We start from the raw sequence: 16,646 nt of genomic DNA, 5'->3' as shown, positions 1-16,646 counted from the left end.
CCTGTCGGTGCGCGGGCGTGCGCGAAGACGCCGCCGGATCGGCGGAGCTCGCGTCCGAGCCGTCAGGCGAAGAGGAACAGCACGAAGCCGATGAGCGGCAGCGTTCCCTGCGTGAGCGCGGCGCGCAGGTACTTCATGCCGGTCGTGAGCAGCACGAGTGACGCGGCGACCATCGACCCGAGGCTGAACAGCACGAGCGCGAGCCCGGCGGCTCGCAGCGCCGAGTCCTCGGCGCCCGACAGGAACAGCACGAGGCCGATGGCGGTGCCGATCGCGAGGAACAGGTTGTAGAAGCCCTGGTTGTAGGCCATCGGCTTCGTGATCTCGGCGGCCGTCTGGTCGGCGACGCCGAACCTCTTCCAGATCTTGGGCTGTGTCCACTGCACGCTCTCCATCACGAAGATGTAGACGTGCAGGAGGGCAGCCAGTGCGGCGAAGACCGTGGCGAGGATCGCGACCATGAGCGAACGATAGCGCCCGGCTACGCTGAACGACATGGCCAAGAGCGGTGGTTCGCAGCCCCGGAGGGGCAGATCGGGGCGGGATGCCTCGTCCCGCCGCACCGCCCGCGGCGGCGCCTCCGGCGGCCGGGCGCCCGCGCGGAAGCCCGCTGCGAAGCCGAGGCCGGCGTCCGCGGCTCCCGCCGAGCCCGCGTACGAGGGACCCTTCGTGCTCGGCGCGATCCCGGGCGCGACGCCGGGCAAGTGGATCGACGCGTGGCACGAGCGCATGCCGGGCATCGACCTCGACCTGGTGCCGCTGGCCGTCCCCGACCAGCGCGCGGAGCTCCTGTCCGGGGCCGTGGATGCAGCGCTCGTGCGTCTGCCGATCGACCGGGACGGCCTGCACGTCATCCCCCTCTACGACGAGGTGCCCGTGGTCGTCATGGGAGCCGACTCGCACCTCACGGCCGCCGATGAGCTGACCCTCGAAGACCTCACGGGCGAGGTCGTCATCGCGCCGGGCGACGACGTGCTCGGCCTGCGCGTGCCCGGCGCGGTCATCCCTGCCTTCGCTCCCCCGGCCGACACCGCCGCGGCGATCGCGACGGTCGCCGCGGGCGTAGGCGTGGTCATCGTGCCGATGTCGCTCGCACGCCTGCACCATCGCAAGGACGTGGAGCACCGGCCGCTGAAGGACGGGCCGATGTCGACCGTGGCCCTCGCATGGGTCGCCGAGCGCACGACCGTGGGCGTCGAGACCTTCGTCGGCGTCGTGCGTGGACGCACCGCGAACTCGTCGCGCAGCTGAGCTCGCTCCGGAGGCGAAGATCGGGGGATGTCGCCGACCTGGGTCTCTGCGACATCCCCCGACGGATCCGCTCCGTGGACCGCACGTCCCCAGACGCTCTCCCCAAGAGGCGGCCCCCCGCTCCCAGCGACGACACCCCAGATGCCATCGCGCGTGAGCAGATCCGATGACCAAGAGCGGCCGCCCCGCCCCGTGATACATCTCCGCCGAAGAATTCTCCGGATGCTGCTAGAAACCTGAGCCGTGCACCTGGAACGGCGCGACGATCCCGGTCCGCTCGGCGGCCCCGGCGAGCGCCTCCGACGGCGGTCTCCCGCCCGCGAGACCTTCGTGCATCGCCCCCAGCAGCTCGCACGCCGCGTCGTCGGCGACGATGACGGGGGCCGCGATCACACTTTGCGTGCCGGCGTGCAGCCAGATGCGCGTCATCCCGATCGCCTCCTCGCCCCACCGCACCGATGAGCGGCCGACCTCGCACGCGGACAGCACGACCGTGTCGGGAACCTCGGGCATGAGGTCGATGTCGTAGCCGAACAGGGTGCCGTCGGCGAGCTCGAGTCCGGAGAACAGGGGGTTGTCGACGGCGTGGCGCCCGTGGGCGGCGACGTGGAGCACGTCGACCTGCGACGCGAGGGCGGTGACGCGATCGACGGATGCCTCGCTCCCCCGCAGCACCGTGGCGCCGGGCCACCATGCGGCCGCCGTCTCGGCCTCCTCGTCGCCGCGCGCGACGCGCGGGCCCACGGCGAAGCCCGCGCGCACGGCGACGCGCGGCGTCTCGCGCGAGCGCAGCCAGCGCGATGCGGAGGCGGCCATCGTGAAGGCGTGGCCGCGCATGGCGGGGAGCATGCCCCACGGGACACCGCCGAGGATACCCGGCACGGTGACGACGAGCTTGCGGCGGCCCGCACGTGCGATGGGCTCGTCGAGCAGGACGTGGGACAACTCGGCGAGACGGGCATCCAGGGAGCGTCGCACGACGTCGGCCATCGGACCCGACCGCACGGACGCCGCCATGTCGAGGTCGGCGCGGAGTCCCCTGAGGGTGCGGTCGCGGTCCCAGTCGGGGAGCGGCACGACGTGGGCGCCCACGTCGGTCACCACGAGTGCGATGAGCTTCGGTCGCGCGTAGACATAGCCGATGTGCGCGGTGTCGGGGGGCAGTGCCGAGCGCAGCTCGTCCAGGCTCACCGGCTGCTCGAGTGCCGCGGCACCGGTCGCCGACCACTGGCGCTCGCGAGCGCGCTCCCGCAGCGCCGCCGCGCGCGGCTGCGCGAGCCACTCCTCACCCGGGTCGTCGGCGCGGATCATCCGCAGCTCCGCCAGCTCTTCGGCGAGGTGCGGGTCGGGAGGAGGGCGCAGCGGCACCACCTGCTGGCTCAGATGGCGCGCGCGCTCGGACCACTCGAACACGACGTCGGGGCGTCCGGAGTCCACGGCCGAAACAAGGCCCGCGAACATCAGTCCCGTGGCGTGCATGGTGACCGAGGTCTGCAGGTCGAGGCTGCCGAAGGACTGCTGCCAGTCCGTGAGCATCGCCAGCCCATCGCCCGCGTGCTGTCGCACGAGAGCGGGCCTCCCCGCCGCGCGAGCACGAGCCGCGCGAGCCTCCTGCGCGAGCAGCCTCACCTCGATCGACGCTGACGCCGGGGGACGGATGCGACGAGCCGGCGACTCTCGATCGCCCGCACGCCGGAGATCCTCCGTCAGCCGCAGCGCCGCCGCCTCGTTGCGGAACCGGTGACGGTCGAGCCGCGCCGCGACCTCGGCGATCTCCCCGGGCGACGGCTTCGCCTCGTCCGGCCCGGCGGTGAGGAGAGCCCGGAACCGGACGCCCTCCGCCCGGACGAGCCACGCGTCGTTGCCGAGTGCACGGAAACCGTCGGCCGCCTCGCCGGCGACGACAGCCGCGCGCTCGGGAGCGTGATGCAGTAGTGAGCGCGCGAGATTCAGCCGCGACTGGGCTGAATCGAGGGGCATGTCCAGTTCGCCGAACGTCGTTGCGACCCGCGCCAGGATCGTCTCGGCCTCGGTGGCGAGGCCCGCGTCCCGCAGCACCTCGGCGCGATCGAGGTCGACCACGGCGGCGCTCACGGGCCCGTCCCCGCCCACGATGGCGGCCGCACTGACCATGATCTGGAGCGCTCCGACCAGATCGCCGGACAGCATCGCGACGTACCCGAGATTGTGCCTGGCCTGGGCCTCGGCGACCGGCATGCCTGCCGCGGCGAAGGCCTCCATCGCGGCTCGCAGGTCGTCCTCCGCCGCGTCGAGGCGTCGGTGCTGCATGCGCACGAGGCTGCGGTTGACGCGCGTGTTCGCCTGAGCGACCGCATCGTCTGCGAGCGCGTCGATCGCGCGGGTGAGCCAGCGCTCGGCCTCGGAGAGCCGCCCGCCCTCGTGCGCGAGCGCGCCCAGCTGCCCGGCGAGGATCGCCACGGTGTGTTCGGTCAGTCCGTCGAGCGCGAGCGCCTCGCGGCAGGTCTGCTCGGCATCGGCGACGTGCCCGGTCCGTGCCATCACATACGCCTGCGTGCCGGCGATTCGGGCGCGCAGGTTGGCTTCCTCGGCCGCGCGGGCGGCATGCGACAGGGTCTCCGCCGCCGCGTCGAACCGGCCGCGGTTCACGAGGTCCACGGCCTCGCGATGGAGCTCCTCCGCCGTGCGGGTCATCCCCCTATCTTGGCGGCTACAGCTTCGGCGTGAACTCCAGCTTCTTCGCCGCCTCGCGCAGCGCCTTCTTGACCTGGTCGGGTGTCTTCACGCTCCCGTGCATCAGCTCGGGCGCGATCGCCTGTGCGAGCTTGCCCGCGATGTAGGGGGCGGCGAACGACGTGCCGCTCCAGATCGCGAAACCGCCGCGCCAGTCGTCGGGATCGAGGCTCTGCCGTGGAAGTGGTGCCGAGACGCCGGGAACGTCGTACAGGTCGTCGCGCGTTCCCGCCTGAACTCCCCCGAGGAAGCCGGGCGAGGTGCTGAACACCGACACCCCGGGCGCGTAGGTGCGCACCCAGTCGCCGACATTGCTGAACAGCGCGATCGACCGGTCATTGGGATTCAGCGCCCCCACCGACATGTGAGGAGCCGCGCTCTCTAGAGCCTTGAGGGCTTCGGCGTCACCGGGGTCGCTCGGATACTGCCACAGCGCAGCCGGGAAGGCTGGGCGTTCGGTCGAGTCGTTGCCGGCGGAACAGACGACGGCGCACCCCATCGTTCGCGCCTCCTCGAGGAGCGACCCGAGCGTGGCGTCGAAATACTCGTCGTCGGGCGTCTCGTGGTAGTACCCCAGCGAGATGTTCATGACGTCGATCGCGGTGCCCTGACGCATCAGCTCGACCAGCAGACGGACCGCTTCGAGGAACTCGCCCTCGAGCACCGTTCCCTGGCTGTTCGCCACGCGCACCGCGATGATCTCGGCATCCGGGCACAATTGGTGCACGACCCCGGCTACGAACGTCCCGTGGCCGGCCGCTTCGTCGAGGAATCCGTCCAGCGGTCCTGACTGATCCGGATACAGCTCCGGGTTGGTGTCGGGATCGTGATCGCCGATCGGCCCCTCCGGGGACATCGGGTCGCGCGTCACGACGTCGCTGCCCAGCCACGCGTGCTCGCCGCAGCCTGTGTCGAAGACGGCGACGATGGGCCGGCGACCCTTCACGCGGGCGTCGGGAGTGCGTGCCGGCCTCGGCCCGACGTAGGTCACGATCTCACGGCCGCCGCTGCCCGGATCGGCATAGCCGTCGGGGCCGGGAGCGTTCGTCCTGCCGAACGGGTTCGTGCGCCCGAACGGGTTGGTCCGCCCGAAGGGATTCGTCCTGCCGAACGGGTTCGTCCGTCCGAACGGTCCGAGAGCGAGAACGTGGTCGAGACCGACGCCGCGCGGGAGCTTCCCGCTCTCCGCCGGCTGATCGCCCTCGCGCGCCTCCGTGCTCCGCGCGGAAACGTCCGGGCGCGGGAACTTCTGACGGGCCGCCTTGAGCAGTCGCCACGCATCGACCGGGGGCACCGGCTGATCGTCGACGTCGACCTTGGGGTCCTGCGAGATATCGGCGCGATACAGACGGGGCATGCGGCCCTCGTCACTGTCTGCGCGGGCCTGCTCTTCGGCCCTCTCGAGATCCTGCTCTCCGTCATCGCGAAGCGGACGGACACGCACCGACCAGCCGAACGCGCGGGCGGCCGTGTTCAGATCGGTCTCGATGCGCCGGAGCTCCTCACCCGCGCTGACCAGCAGGTGGGTGGGCGCGTACTCGGTCGGGTAGGCCGGAACCCCGGGTTCCGGCTCGACCGACGGGTCGAGTCCGACGCCGAGCGGCTTGGTCGCCTCGTACCGCTTGCGCCATGTCTCGTGCGGCGGCCTGCGGGGCGGGTCGTCTTCGGCCATCGATCAGTCCTCTCCGGACGCGCGGCCCCACGCCGCAGCATCCGCTCCCTGCCTCACGCCTCGAACTGCGGCGTCTGGAACTCGCGCAACTCCCCCGTCGCATCTTTCACGACCAGACGCAGTCGCGCCACTCCCGGGGGAATTTCATCGAACGCGAACCGGCCGTGCTCGCCCGGCTCCGCCGTCCATTCGCGCTCACCCTGCGAGAGCCGGATCGCCAGGGCCGTGGCATCCACCCATCCATCGACACGGCGTCCGCCGCCGTCGGTCGCGCTCACGTGCAGCAGCACGCTCGTCGTCCCGTCGCTGAACTGCAGCGTCGCGGTGTCGGCCTCGCCGCGCACAGCGGCGAGCGAGCCCTCGACGAGGGTCAGCAGCGCGTACTCGCGCGTGAGGTCCTCGACCGCGACGGCTGCCACCATGCGGTCCACGAGGTCCGCGGGCACCGGGTCGACCTCCTGCCACACCGCGCGCAGTCGTGCGAAAAGCGCCGCGTCCGCGGCGAAGTCCTCAGTCTCCATCGTCATCTCCTCCCCATCCGGTGCCCTCGAGTTCGGCCCGGAGCTTGGCGAGACAGCGCTGGCGGGTCGGTCCGATGGATCCGATGGGCATCGCGAGGTCCTGGGCGATGCGCGCATAGTCGGGTCGATCCTCGAACGCGACGATCCGCAGCAGGCGCTGGCATCGTTCGTTGAGCGTCGAGACCGCACTCCACAGGCGACGCGCCGCGTCGTCGGTGGTGGCGGTCTGCTCGGCGGATTCGTGGACCGGCAGATGGGGTTCGAGAGATTCGGCCTCGGTCGGGTCGGCTCGCCGCTGCTGCTTGCCGACGCGCCACGCCTCGCGGCGTGCGCACATCGTCAGCCACCCCGACACGGCCTGCGCGTCGAGGATCGTCTCGTGACGTCGCACCAGCGTCATCCACGTCGTCTGCACGACGTCCTGAGCCAGTGCGTGGTCGAGTCCGTACGCGCGCACGACATGCCACAGCGGCGGCGTCATGAGCCGGACGAGCTCGTCCATCGCGCGGCTGTCGCCTTCGCGCCAGCGCACGAACAGCGCCGCGGCGCGCTCCCACCGCGGTGGCTCGGCAGAGTCCACCGCGGCCCCAGCGTCCGCGTGCGTCATGACGCCCATTGTGTCCACACCTGAGTGGAGAGCGGTAGGCCGCCCCTGATACAGGTTTCTTGCGATTTCTCCCAGATCGCGAGAGCGGATGCCTCGACCTAGAATTCACGGCATGACGTCCGCGCCGCTGCTCTATGTCTGCGTGCGGCCGCAGCAGGGCGCCGCGGCGGCCGAATACGAGTCCTTCCGCGTCGCGACGAAGCTCGATGAGAGCACGCTCGGCCACCTCGACCTCGTGCGCGAGCCGCTGCCCGACGACGTCTTCGAGCGCTACAGAGGCTTCGTCGTGGGAGGCAGCCCCTTCAACGTCGCAGACCCGGAGTCGACGAAGACCGACGTCCAGCGTCGCCTCGAGTCCGACCTCGAGCGCATAGCGGCGCGAGCGGCGCAGGCCGACGGACCGGCCGCGCTCTTCACCTGCTACGGGATCGGCGTGGTCACGCGCATGCTCGGCGGCCAGGTGAGCCGCGGGTTCCCGGAAGACACCGGCCCGGTCACGGTCGAGCTGACCGACGCCGGGCGGGGCGATGCGCTGTTCGGCGGGCTCGCGACGCGGTTCACCGCCCTCACCGCGCATAAGGAGGGCGCCGCCGAGCCGCCCCCCGGGGCGACGCTGCTCGCCGTGAACCAGGCATGCCCCGTGCAGGCCTATGTCGTGGGCGACCGCCTGTACGCGACGCAGTTCCATCCCGAGCCCACCACGAAGGCGTTCACTGAGCGCATGGCGGTCTATCGCGACGACGGCTACTTCGAGGCCGACGCGTACGAGTCGATCGCCGGACGCGTGCTCGCGGCATCCGTCACCGAGCCCGCGCGACTGCTGCGCGCCTTCGCACGGCGGTTCGGCCCGGCCTGAGCCGATGCCGGTCCGTCGCCTGTCGGGGCCGGCTCCGGGGCGTCAGACCTCGGCGTTGCGCACGTCGGCCGCACGGTGCAGCACCGTGCCGACCACCGGCACGACGATGACGATCGCCGCGACGATCAGCGCGGTGACACCGATGGCGGTGCTCTCCGGCTCGAACGCCAGGCGGCCCACGCCGATCCACGTCAGACCCCACGCCATCGCGAGTCCCGGCGCGATGCGCCAGCCGCTCGCCCACGCGATGCCGACGCCGATCACGGCGACGACCGCGAGGACCGCGATGCCCCAGACGCTCGCCATCTCGGCCGCGTCGTCGGGCACGATCGTCGTCAGCCATGCCGCCGTGTTGGCGACCGTCGCCAGCGTGACCCATCCGAGGTGCAGGCCGGTGACGCCGTCGATCAGGAGGGCGTCGATCCAGCCGCGGCCCGGCTCGACGGCCGCGCGGCGGAACGTCACGCACAGCAGCGCGAGCAGCAGCACGATCGCCAGCACCGTGAGAGGCAGCGTCAGGAACTGGGCGGTGACGAGCCACAGCCCGTTGAGCACCATCGTCCCGGCGATGAGCCACCCCAGCGCCCGTTGACGCGAACGCTCGCGCTGCCGCGGGAACGCCTGCCAGACCGTGTAGGCGAAGAGGCCGGCGTAGATGACCGTCCAGATCGAGAAGGCGGTCGTGGCGGGGGCCAGGTACGACCCGTCCGCGTCGAGCGCCCCGTCCTGAAGGTCCTGCACCGGGGTCCCCCCGAACAGCCCGGTGCCGACCATCGCGGCGATGATCATGAAGCAGAAGGCGCTGATGACGACGATCTGGCGAGTGAGATCCTTGGCGGCCATGCCTCCACGGTAGGAAAGCGCCCTCCGCAGCGCACCCGGTTGACAGGTTCCCGGTGGTCCCGTACGTGCGTCAGGCGCCCGTCGGCGGGTCGAGGAGCAGGCCCACCCGCTCGTCGAGGTACCGGCGCAGCGGCATGTACCCACCCGCGGCGCTCCACCGGATGCTCGGGACCCCGTCGACGAGAGCCAGGGGGCCGGATGCCTCGCCCCGGTCGACCGCGTCGGGATCCAGCATCCGCCACCCGATGTGCACCGTCTCGCCCTCATCGAACCCGCCGCGGCGGGCGGCCGCCGCAAGGTCTGCGCGGCGGCGCTGCGACTCGGCGGTGTATCCGCGGATCGCCTCGGCGCGCGCCCGCACGATCTCACCCGTCGCGAGCACGGCGTCGTCGGTGAGCAGCAGCGCTCCGAGGTGCCACGCGGTGCCGGTGCGGACGATCCGGGGCGCGCGGGCGATCCCGAGGATGCGCCGCGGCGCGAGGAGTTCGCCCAGCGCCTCGCGCGGAGCGCCGGCCAGGCGCTCGCGCGCCTCGTCGAACAGGTCGGCGGTGCTCACGCCAGATCGTCCTCGAGCGGCTCGGACGCCCTGACCCGGCGCTCACCGCGGACGCTCATCGCCACGAGGGGGAACAGCAGCACCGAGAGCATCCCCGCACCCACGAGGAGAGCGGATGCCGCGGGCGACAGGACACCCTCGTCGACCCCGATCGCCGTGACCGCGACGATGATCGGCAGCGCCGTCGCGCCGAGGAGTGCGACAGACAGCCGGTCGCGGCGGGTCGAGCCCTCCGGCGCGGCGAGCACCGACGGCAGGCCGCGCACGATGAGGAGCACGACGAGCACGACGGGCAGCAGCAGGAACAGGACCGGCTGGGCGAACAGCGCCTCGAGGTCGAACGTCACGCCGGTGTAGATGAAGAAGACCGGCACGAGGAACCCGAAGGCGACCGCCTCGACCTTGCTCTCGACCGCTTCACGGTCGGCTTCGTCGGCGTCGCGCATGAGGAGGCGCCACACGATGCCCGCGGCGAACGCCCCGAGGAGGATGTCGAGATCGAGCACGACGCTCAGCGCGATGAGCGCCGCGAGGATGAGCAGCACCACGCGGATCGCGAACTGCCCCGACGTGTGGAGCGTCGAGTTCACGAACTCGTGCATCGCCCCGCGCGGCACCCGCAGCGCGAGCCAGATCGCGAAGCCGGCAAGCAGCCCGAACAGCAGCAGCACGATCGTCGAGAGCAGCGTCGTACGGCTGCCGAGGAAGATCGAGATCGCGATCAGGGGGCCGAACTCTCCGACGGCTCCGATCGCACCGATGGCTTTGCCGAACGGGGTCTTGAGCTCACCGGCGTCGCGGAGGATCGGGAGGATGGTGCCGAGAGCCGTCGAGCACAGCGCGATGCCGATGATCACGGCCTCCTCGCCCGGCACGAAGATCCACGCGAGGCCGACGCCGAGGGCGAGACTCAGCAGCCACCCGAGTGACGCCCGGCGCCCGGTGCGGCCTCGGAAGGCGGCGAACTCGATCTCGGAACCCGCGACGAAGAACAGCATCGCCAGGCCGAACTCCGCCAGCACGTCGAGGAAGGCATCCGGCTGCGCCCACCCGAGCACACTCGGCCCGACCAGGATGCCGAGGAGCAGCTCGAACACGACGATGGGCACGCGCACCCAGCGCCCGAGCCCGCGGGCGACGAGCGGTGCGAGGACGGCGAGGATCGGGATGATCAGCATCGTCGGCTCGAGGTCGTCCACGGACTCACCCTAGCCAGGGGCAGCCGCGGCCGATCCATCCCCTCCGGGTGATGCTGGACCGCCGTCCGGCGTGCGCCGAGGGGCTCGGGGTGGGTCAGTGGGACAGGACGGGCTCCGGGGTGGCGGCGTCGGGCGCCTCGAGCCGCCCGGCCGATGGAGTGAGCTCGGCGGCCTCGCGGTGGTGCCCGACGAGCGCCAGGACGACGCCGCCGACGAGCCAGGTGGCGAGGACGATCCACTGGGTCGCGGTCGCGGCATCGGGGAAGTACATCACCGACCGCAGCAGAGTCGCCGACGCACCCGGCACGAAGAACTGACCCACCGCGCCCCACGGTTCAGGCAGGAACTGCATCGGCTGCGCCGCACTCGCGATGGGATTTGCGATGAACATCGTCAAGACGGCGCCGACGGCGATCCCCGGAGGTCCCATCACTGCGGCGAGACCGATGATCAGCGCCGCGGTCGCGCTCACGCCGAGGCCGATCACCGCCGCGTTCAGCAGCCAGTCGCCGGTCAGCACGCCGAACCACGTCTGCATCACGAGCGTGATCAGAGCCCCGGCCGCGATGCCGAACACGACCAGTCCGAGCAGCCGGCGCACGACGCCCTGCACCAGCAGGGTGACGAGGATCCCGCCGAGCATCCCGCCGAGGACGAGCGGGAACACCGATGCCGCCACCCCCGCTCCTGTGAGGTCGCCGTCCGCGAGCGGAACGACGTCGGTGACGGTCACCGTCGGGATCTCGGGTGTGCCCGCCGCGCCGTCGGGAAGCTGTGGGCGCTGACCGGACTTCAGCGCGCCGATGATCGTGCTCAGCTGGTCGGTGAGTGCGGACTTGGCGGCGGTGTCGATCTGCGACTGCAGCTGCGTTGCGACGCCTCTCAGCGCGGCGGCGGCCACCGGGCTCGCCGCCGTGGCGATCAGCACCTCGGGCTGGTCGCCGAGGAGGATCGCACCGTAGATCCCACGGGTCTCGATGAGGGAGACGGCTTCGTCGCGCGACCCCACCGACTGCAGTGCGAACGGTACGGGGTCCTGCTCGGCGAGCTTATCCTCGACGACGGCGACCGCCTCGACGGGGCCGGAGATGCCGACGGGGAGGTTCTGCGGCTGGGACGTCGCCGCGGGCCAGACGAACGCCATGACGATGATCGCCACGACGGCGGCGCCCGCGAGTCCGAGGAGCGAGGCGACCGTCCAGGTCGTGCGAGGCAGCGGCCCCGCGCTCGAGCTGTTCATGGCAGCTCCTTTCTAAAGAGAATGAGGATTCTGTTTGTGAGAATAACAGAACCGGTATTCTCTTTCCATGCCCAAGGTGAGCCACGAGTACCGCGAGGCCCGCCGCGACGAGATCGCCCGCGCCGCCGTGCGCTGCCTCGAGCGCAACGGAGTGCGCGACACCTCGATCGCCGACATCGTCGTGGAGTCCGGCCTGTCGATCGGCGCGATCTACTCGCACTTCACGAACAAGGCGGAACTCGCGCGGTACATCGTCGGGCGGTTCCTCATCCCCCGCATCGACGAGCTGGAGGCGGCCGGATCCCGCGGCGACGCGCTCACTCCCCGGGAGATCCTGTCGGAGATGCTCCGCGTCTTCAGCGACGGAGGGCTACCCGCGCCCCTGGTCGTCCAGTTCTGGGCGGAGGCGATGGTCGACGCCGAACTGCACGCAGAGATGACCCGCACCGCGGGGCGACTGGGCGCCTCGCTCACCACCGCCGTCACGCCGTGGGTCCGCGAGCGCGCGGGGGACGCAGCATCCGCTCCGCTCATCGCCCAGCAGTCGGCGCAGACCGCCCGGACCATCGCGTCGCTTGCGCAGGGCTACATCGCCAACAAGGCGGTCTTCGGCCCGCGCGACGTCGCGGAGTACGTCGACTCCGTCGCCGACGCCTTCGGCGCCTGAGGTCAGGCCTCGATCGCGCGCTCTGCCGAGGAACGGGGCAGGGGCGCGACCGCCCCCATAACGGCGTTTCGCGGGCCGCGGATCTCACGGTGCAGCCGCTCCATGCGCGCATCGAGCTCGGCGGCCGTGTCGGCGGCATCCTTCAAACTGTCGAGCAGCTCGGCCGGGACGTTGGTGTCGTACTTGTAGTAGATCTTGTGCTCGAGGCTCGCCCAGAAGTCCATCGCAATCGTGCGGAACTGCACCTCGACCGGCACCTCGACGCGCCCGCTCGAGAGGAATACGGGAACCTCGACGATGGCGTGCAGGCTCTTGTAGCCGTTCTCCTTGGGCTGGGCGATGTAGTCCTTCACCGTCAGGACCCGGATGTCGTCCTGCGCGGTGAGGAGGTCGAACAGGCGGTAGGCGTCCGACACGAAGCTGCACGTCACGCGCACGCCGGCGATGTCGGTCACCTGCTCGCGGATCGACGCGAAATCGGGCTCGATGCCCTTGCGCTGCACCTTCTCGACGAGGCTGTCGGGCGACTTCACCCGGCTCGAGACGTGCTCGATCGGGTTGTAGTCGTGCACCAGCTGGAACTCGTCGCGCAGGATGCCCAGCTTCGTCTCGACCTCCTGCATGCCGAAGCGGTACTCCATCAGGAAGCGCTCGAACTCGTCGCGCAGCTCCCGGAGCTCGGCCGCCGAGACGGTGATCGACGTGTCATCCGGACTCGCTGCGTGCGCCAGAGGCGCCGGGGTGGCCATGACCCCCACGCTAGGGACGGCGTCTACGAGACTCCTGTGAGATCAGCCGTGTTCGCCCAGGGCGTCGTTGGCCCGTTCGGCCTCCTTGGCTGCTGCCTTGGCGCGGGATGCCGCCGCCCCGCGCTCCTCTTCGACCTCGGCAAGCGCCGATCGGGCCTTCGAGCGCTCCTCCTCGAGCCGCTCGAGGTCGCGGCGCAGATCGTCGATCCGCTCCGAGACGTGATCGACCCGCTCCTGCAGCTTCTCGCGCTGGGCGTCGATGCGCGCGAGCTCGCGCTCGGCCTCGTTCGCGAGGCGCTCCGCTTCGCGGGCGGCTTTCTCGGCGGCCTTGCGCGCACGGCGCTCGGCGAGGTCGTCGCGCGCCGGGGCCTCAGCGACGCCGGGAAGAGAACCGCCCACCGCGTCGACGAGGTCGGCCTGTTCGAAGGAACCGGCCTCGAGCGGTGCGACGAGGCGCGCCGTCATCACGGCGGCCGCGGCTGCGGCATCCATCACTGCCGCATTGATGGTCTTCTCGACGTCTTCGCGCGCGGCCGCGCTGACTGCGACGCCGGCGTCCTTCGCCAGCCCCACCGCCTGTGTCGCGAGCGCGGTGACGAGCGCCCGGCGCTGGCGCCCGAGGCGCGAGAGCTCGGCGGCGTCGAGGTCGTCCTGCGCCTCGCGCAGCGCCGCCGACAGCTCGAGCGCCTCACCCAGCTGACCGCCGCGCGCGAGCAGGTTGACCGTCCACGCGGCGACCGTCGGCTTGCGCAGCGCCTTCACCTGCGCGGCGATGGAGCGGTCGGCCATGCCGGCGCGGGCGTTGCGGGCGGCGGTGAACTCGGCTGGCGGGAGGGCATAGAGCAGGGCAGCGATCGCGTCGAGGTCGCTGCGCTCCGCCATGGTGCCATCGTGCCCGACGAGCCGCCGAGGCGGGAGACCAACGCGACGATGCACGGAAATCGGGAGGCACGCCGCGGCGGGGCGGCGCGCGGCGTGTCTCCTTCGATTTCGACGCGGGGCGTCAAACCGCCGGGAGATTCTGGGCCGCCCGCGCAGCCGCAGGGTCAGGAGGCGCCGAGCACCGACGCGGCAGCCGGGTCAGGCGGCGCCGAGCACCGCCGCGGCCTGACGCGCGGCGCCCAGGGCGACGTACTCCCCCGGCGCCGGCACCTCGACCGGGAGGCCGAGCACCAGCGGGGCGATCGCGCGCACGGCCTCGGACTGGGCGCCGCCACCGACGAGCAGAGCCCGCTCGAGCGGAACGCCCAGCCCGCGCAGCGCCTCGAGGCCCGCGGCGAGCCCGGAGAGCATGCCCTCGACGGCAGCGCGCGCGAGGTTCTCGCGCGTGGTCGAGGCGAGGGTCATGCCGGTCAGCGACGCCGTCGCATCGGGGAGGTTCGGCGTGCGCTCCCCCTCGAAGTACGGCACGAGCGACAGCCCCGCGGCACCCGGCGACGCGGCGAGGGCGAGCCGCGAGAGCTCGGCGTGGTCGACGCCGAGCACGCTCGCGATGGCGTCGAGCACACGGGCGGCGTTCAGCGTCGCGACGAGCGGCAGGAAGCGCCCCGTGCAGTCGGCGAAACCGGCCACCGTGCCCGTCGGGTCGATGGTGCGGTCGTCGCTCACGGCGAAGACCGTGCCACTGGTGCCGATCGACACGACGACGTCGCCCGGACCAGCGCCGAGGCCGAGCGCGGCGCCGGCGTTGTCGCCCGCACCGCCGCCGACCCGGCGTCCGTCGGCGTCGGTGACCCACTCATCCGGCCCGAGCACGCGCGGCAGCACCGCATCGTGGCCCAGCGCCGCTTCGAGCAGCTCGCGGTCGTAGCCGCCGGTCTCCGGGTTCCAGTAGCCGGTGCCCGAGGCATCCGATCGATCGGTCACGAGCTCGTCGAGGACCGGACCCCGCGTGGACTCGCCGGCCGGGCCGAAGCCGCGCAGGCGCCACGTGAGCCAGTCGTGGGGCAGCGCGACGGCGGCCACGCGCGCGGCGTTGGCGGGCTCGGCGTCGCGCAGCCAGCGCAGCTTCGTGATGGTGAAGGATGCCACGGGCACGAGTCCCGTGCGCCGGGCGAGCTCGTCGGCGCCGAACTCGGCGATGAGGTCGGCGGCGGCCCGGGCCGAGCGCGTGTCGTTCCACAGCAGGGCGTTCCGGATCACCCGGCCTTCGGCGTCGAGCGCCACCATGCCGTGCTGCTGCCCGCCGATCGCCCAGGCCTCGACGGCATCGGTGCCTGCGGCGCCGGCCTGGAGCCCGCCGGCATCGGCGATCGCCGCCTGCAGCGCGGTCCACCATGCTTCCGGGTCGACCGACGTGCCGTCGGGGTGCGACGCGCGCCCCTGCCGGACGACCGCTCCGGTGGCAGCATCCGTGATCACGACCTTGCACGACTGCGTCGACGAGTCGACCCCCATGACGAGGCTCATTGCTTCCGACCTTCTCTCATGTCCCGGTTTCTGGTCCCCGTGTCCCGATTTCCGCCTCTGGAGGCGCCCCTGCCAGCGGAAAGTGGGACATGCTCCGCCGGGAACGGGAGGAAGACGGATGCGGCGGCCGACCTCGTCGGTCGGCCGCCGCCTCCTCGGATCAGGTCAGCCGCGGGCGCCGAGCAGGTGCTCGGTCGCGAGCTGCTGCAGGCGGACGAACCCGCCGCCCTTGCCGCCCAGGTACGCGTCGGCGTCGAAGTCCTCGTAGGCCGAGCGGTCGGCGAGGAAGTCGTCGTACGACTCGCCCGGGTTGAGGGTCGGGGTCGAGAGCTCGTCGACCTTGGCGGCGGCGAGCGCCTCCTGCACCTCGGGGTCGGCGCGGAAGGCCGCGGCGCGCTCCTTGAGCAGCAGGTACGTGCGCATGTTCGCGGCGGCGGACTCCCACACGCCGACCTCGTCCTCGGTGCGCGAGGGCTTGTAGTCGAAGTGGCGCGGGCCGTCGTACGCCGGAACGCCGCCGGGGCCGCCGTTCTCGAGCAGGTCGACGAGAGCGAACGCGTTGTGCAGGTCGCCGTGGCCGAACACGAGGTCCTGGTCGTACTTGATGCCGCGCTGGCCGTTGAGGTCGATGTGGAAGAGCTTGCCGTGGAACAGCGCCTGCGCGATGCCGGCGGCGAAGTTCAGGCCCGCCATCTGCTCGTGGCCGACCTCGGGGTTGAGGCCGACGAGCTCGGGGCGCTCGAGCGAGTCGATGAACGCGATCGCGTGGCCGAGGGTCGGCAGGAGGATGTCGCCGCGGGGCTCGTTGGGCTTCGGCTCGATCGCGAAGCGGATGTCGTAGCCCTTGTCGGTGACGTAGTCGCCGAGGAGGTTCACGGCCTCGCGGTAGCGCTCGAGCGCCTGGCGGATGTCCTTGGCGGAGTCGTACTCGGCGCCTTCGCGGCCGCCCCACATGACGAACGTCTTCGCGCCGAGCTCGGCGCCGAGGTCGAGCTGGCGGAACACCTTGCGCAGCGCGAAACGGCGCACGTCGCGGTCGTTGGCGGTGAAGCCGCCGTCCTTGAAGACGGGGGCCGAGAAGAGGTTCGTGGTGACCATCGGCACGATGAGGCCGGTGTCGGCGAGCGCCCCCTTGAGGCGGTCGATCTGGGTCTGGCGCTCGGCGTCGGTCGAGCCGAACGCGAACAGGTCGTCGTCGTGGAAGGTGAGGCCGTAGGCGCCGAGCTCGGCGAGCTTCTCGACGACGTGCACGACATCGAGCGCGTGACGGGTCGGTCCGCCGAAGGGGTCGGTGCCGTTGTAGCCGACGGTCCAGAGACCGAAGGAGAACTTGTCGGCGGGAGTGGGAGTGGGCATGACGCTCC

The 16,646-nt window shown here is 71.6% G+C and carries 16 protein-coding genes; 3 read left to right on the top strand and 13 right to left on the bottom strand.

Annotation, left to right across the window (positions count from 1 at the left end; genetic code table 11):
• Nucleotides 1–62 precede the first annotated feature (62 nt).
• Nucleotides 63–461: a DUF1304 domain-containing protein gene (locus tag OB08_RS05215; protein ID WP_461472838.1), complete on the bottom strand. Its 399-nt coding sequence runs from the start codon at nt 459–461 to the stop codon at nt 63–65.
• A 34-nt stretch (nt 462–495) separates the two neighbouring features.
• On the opposite strand from OB08_RS05215, the gene OB08_RS05210 reads away from it, so the two are divergent.
• On the top strand, nt 496–1,251 hold the full coding sequence (locus OB08_RS05210; RefSeq protein ID WP_461472836.1) for a LysR family transcriptional regulator substrate-binding protein: 756 nt from the start codon (nt 496–498) through the stop codon (nt 1,249–1,251).
• A 228-nt stretch (nt 1,252–1,479) separates the two neighbouring features.
• On the opposite strand, the gene OB08_RS05205 is transcribed toward OB08_RS05210, so the two are convergent.
• The 4 genes from OB08_RS05205 to OB08_RS05190 are packed head-to-tail and all read right to left on the bottom strand — an operon-like array spanning nt 1,480 to nt 6,763.
• Nucleotides 1,480–3,924, bottom strand: coding sequence for a CHAT domain-containing protein (locus tag OB08_RS05205; RefSeq protein ID WP_461472834.1), 2,445 nt, complete (start codon nt 3,922–3,924; stop codon nt 1,480–1,482).
• 16 nt (nt 3,925–3,940) lie between these two features.
• A complete protein-coding gene (locus OB08_RS05200) occupies nt 3,941–5,635 on the bottom strand; it encodes a S8 family peptidase (RefSeq protein WP_461472832.1) in 1,695 nt (564 codons plus the stop codon).
• Between the two features lie 53 nt (nt 5,636–5,688).
• Entirely contained in the window at nt 5,689–6,156 is a 468-nt protein-coding gene (locus OB08_RS05195; protein WP_461472830.1) for a hypothetical protein, read from the bottom strand.
• Nucleotides 6,146–6,763, bottom strand: coding sequence for an RNA polymerase sigma factor (locus OB08_RS05190; RefSeq protein ID WP_461472828.1), 618 nt, complete (start codon nt 6,761–6,763; stop codon nt 6,146–6,148). The genes OB08_RS05195 and OB08_RS05190 overlap by 11 nt, the downstream gene beginning before the upstream one ends.
• 112 nt (nt 6,764–6,875) lie before the next feature.
• Here OB08_RS05190 and OB08_RS05185 point away from each other — a divergent pair, with 112 nt between their 5' ends.
• Nucleotides 6,876–7,619 (top strand): glutamine amidotransferase-related protein, encoded by a 744-nt coding sequence (locus tag OB08_RS05185; protein WP_461472826.1) that lies wholly within the window; start codon nt 6,876–6,878, stop codon nt 7,617–7,619.
• A gap of 42 nt (nt 7,620–7,661) precedes the next feature.
• Here the strand turns inward: OB08_RS05185 and OB08_RS05180 are convergent, their stop codons facing one another.
• The 4 genes from OB08_RS05180 to OB08_RS05165 form a co-directional block, all read right to left on the bottom strand.
• Complete coding sequence (locus tag OB08_RS05180) at nt 7,662–8,462, bottom strand: tryptophan-rich sensory protein (protein WP_461472824.1); 801 nt, start codon at nt 8,460–8,462, stop codon at nt 7,662–7,664.
• Between the two features lie 70 nt (nt 8,463–8,532).
• A complete protein-coding gene (locus OB08_RS05175; protein ID WP_461472821.1) occupies nt 8,533–9,018 on the bottom strand; it encodes a glutaminase in 486 nt (161 codons plus the stop codon).
• Nucleotides 9,015–10,217: a cation:proton antiporter gene (locus OB08_RS05170; protein WP_461472819.1), complete on the bottom strand. Its 1,203-nt coding sequence runs from the start codon at nt 10,215–10,217 to the stop codon at nt 9,015–9,017. The genes OB08_RS05175 and OB08_RS05170 overlap by 4 nt, the downstream gene beginning before the upstream one ends.
• A gap of 94 nt (nt 10,218–10,311) precedes the next feature.
• Complete coding sequence (locus OB08_RS05165) at nt 10,312–11,457, bottom strand: hypothetical protein (protein WP_461472817.1); 1,146 nt, start codon at nt 11,455–11,457, stop codon at nt 10,312–10,314.
• A gap of 67 nt (nt 11,458–11,524) precedes the next feature.
• Between OB08_RS05165 and OB08_RS05160 the strand changes: the two genes are divergently transcribed.
• The gene (locus OB08_RS05160; protein WP_461472815.1) at nt 11,525–12,124 is read left to right on the top strand and encodes a TetR/AcrR family transcriptional regulator; all 600 of its coding nucleotides are present in this window, start codon (nt 11,525–11,527) and stop codon (nt 12,122–12,124) included.
• 2 nt (nt 12,125–12,126) lie between these two features.
• Here the strand turns inward: OB08_RS05160 and OB08_RS05155 are convergent, their stop codons facing one another.
• The 4 genes from OB08_RS05155 to xylA all read right to left on the bottom strand — a co-directional run bounded on the left by OB08_RS05155 (nt 12,127) and on the right by xylA (nt 16,638).
• Nucleotides 12,127–12,873 (bottom strand): GTP pyrophosphokinase, encoded by a 747-nt coding sequence (locus OB08_RS05155; protein WP_461472813.1) that lies wholly within the window; start codon nt 12,871–12,873, stop codon nt 12,127–12,129.
• A 42-nt stretch (nt 12,874–12,915) separates the two neighbouring features.
• Nucleotides 12,916–13,755, bottom strand: coding sequence for a transposase (locus tag OB08_RS05150; RefSeq protein ID WP_461472811.1), 840 nt, complete (start codon nt 13,753–13,755; stop codon nt 12,916–12,918).
• A gap of 198 nt (nt 13,756–13,953) precedes the next feature.
• Nucleotides 13,954–15,282 carry a xylulokinase gene (gene xylB / locus OB08_RS05145; RefSeq protein WP_461472809.1) on the bottom strand — a complete coding sequence of 443 codons (1,329 nt, stop codon included), beginning with the start codon at nt 15,280–15,282 and terminating at the stop codon, nt 13,954–13,956.
• Nucleotides 15,283–15,447: 165 nt separating this feature from the next.
• Nucleotides 15,448–16,638, bottom strand: coding sequence for a xylose isomerase (gene xylA, locus OB08_RS05140; RefSeq protein ID WP_461472807.1), 1,191 nt, complete (start codon nt 16,636–16,638; stop codon nt 15,448–15,450).
• Between the last annotated feature and the right edge of the window lie 8 nt (nt 16,639–16,646).

The organism is Microbacterium sp. HJ5 (assembly GCF_054824025.1).
Note: the sequence above shows the minus strand (reverse complement) of the source record. Positions and strands in the feature narration are given on the sequence as shown.

Bases quoted from the DNA above. Each gene is read 5' to 3' on its own strand.
- OB08_RS05215 (WP_461472838.1), bottom strand. From the start codon at position 461: ATGGTCGCGATCCTCGCCACGGTCTTCGCCGCACTGGCTGCCCTCCTG.
- OB08_RS05210 (WP_461472836.1), top strand. From the start codon at position 496: ATGGCCAAGAGCGGTGGTTCGCAGCCCCGGAGGGGCAGATCGGGGCGG.
- OB08_RS05205 (WP_461472834.1), bottom strand. From the start codon at position 3,924: ATGACCCGCACGGCGGAGGAGCTCCATCGCGAGGCCGTGGACCTCGTG.
- OB08_RS05200 (WP_461472832.1), bottom strand. From the start codon at position 5,635: ATGGCCGAAGACGACCCGCCCCGCAGGCCGCCGCACGAGACATGGCGC.
- OB08_RS05195 (WP_461472830.1), bottom strand. From the start codon at position 6,156: ATGGAGACTGAGGACTTCGCCGCGGACGCGGCGCTTTTCGCACGACTG.
- OB08_RS05190 (WP_461472828.1), bottom strand. From the start codon at position 6,763: ATGACGCACGCGGACGCTGGGGCCGCGGTGGACTCTGCCGAGCCACCG.
- OB08_RS05185 (WP_461472826.1), top strand. From the start codon at position 6,876: ATGACGTCCGCGCCGCTGCTCTATGTCTGCGTGCGGCCGCAGCAGGGC.
- OB08_RS05180 (WP_461472824.1), bottom strand. From the start codon at position 8,462: ATGGCCGCCAAGGATCTCACTCGCCAGATCGTCGTCATCAGCGCCTTC.
- OB08_RS05165 (WP_461472817.1), bottom strand. From the start codon at position 11,457: ATGAACAGCTCGAGCGCGGGGCCGCTGCCTCGCACGACCTGGACGGTC.
- OB08_RS05160 (WP_461472815.1), top strand. From the start codon at position 11,525: ATGCCCAAGGTGAGCCACGAGTACCGCGAGGCCCGCCGCGACGAGATC.
- OB08_RS05155 (WP_461472813.1), bottom strand. From the start codon at position 12,873: ATGGCCACCCCGGCGCCTCTGGCGCACGCAGCGAGTCCGGATGACACG.
- OB08_RS05150 (WP_461472811.1), bottom strand. From the start codon at position 13,755: ATGGCGGAGCGCAGCGACCTCGACGCGATCGCTGCCCTGCTCTATGCC.
- xylB (WP_461472809.1), bottom strand. From the start codon at position 15,282: ATGAGCCTCGTCATGGGGGTCGACTCGTCGACGCAGTCGTGCAAGGTC.
- xylA (WP_461472807.1), bottom strand. From the start codon at position 16,638: ATGCCCACTCCCACTCCCGCCGACAAGTTCTCCTTCGGTCTCTGGACC.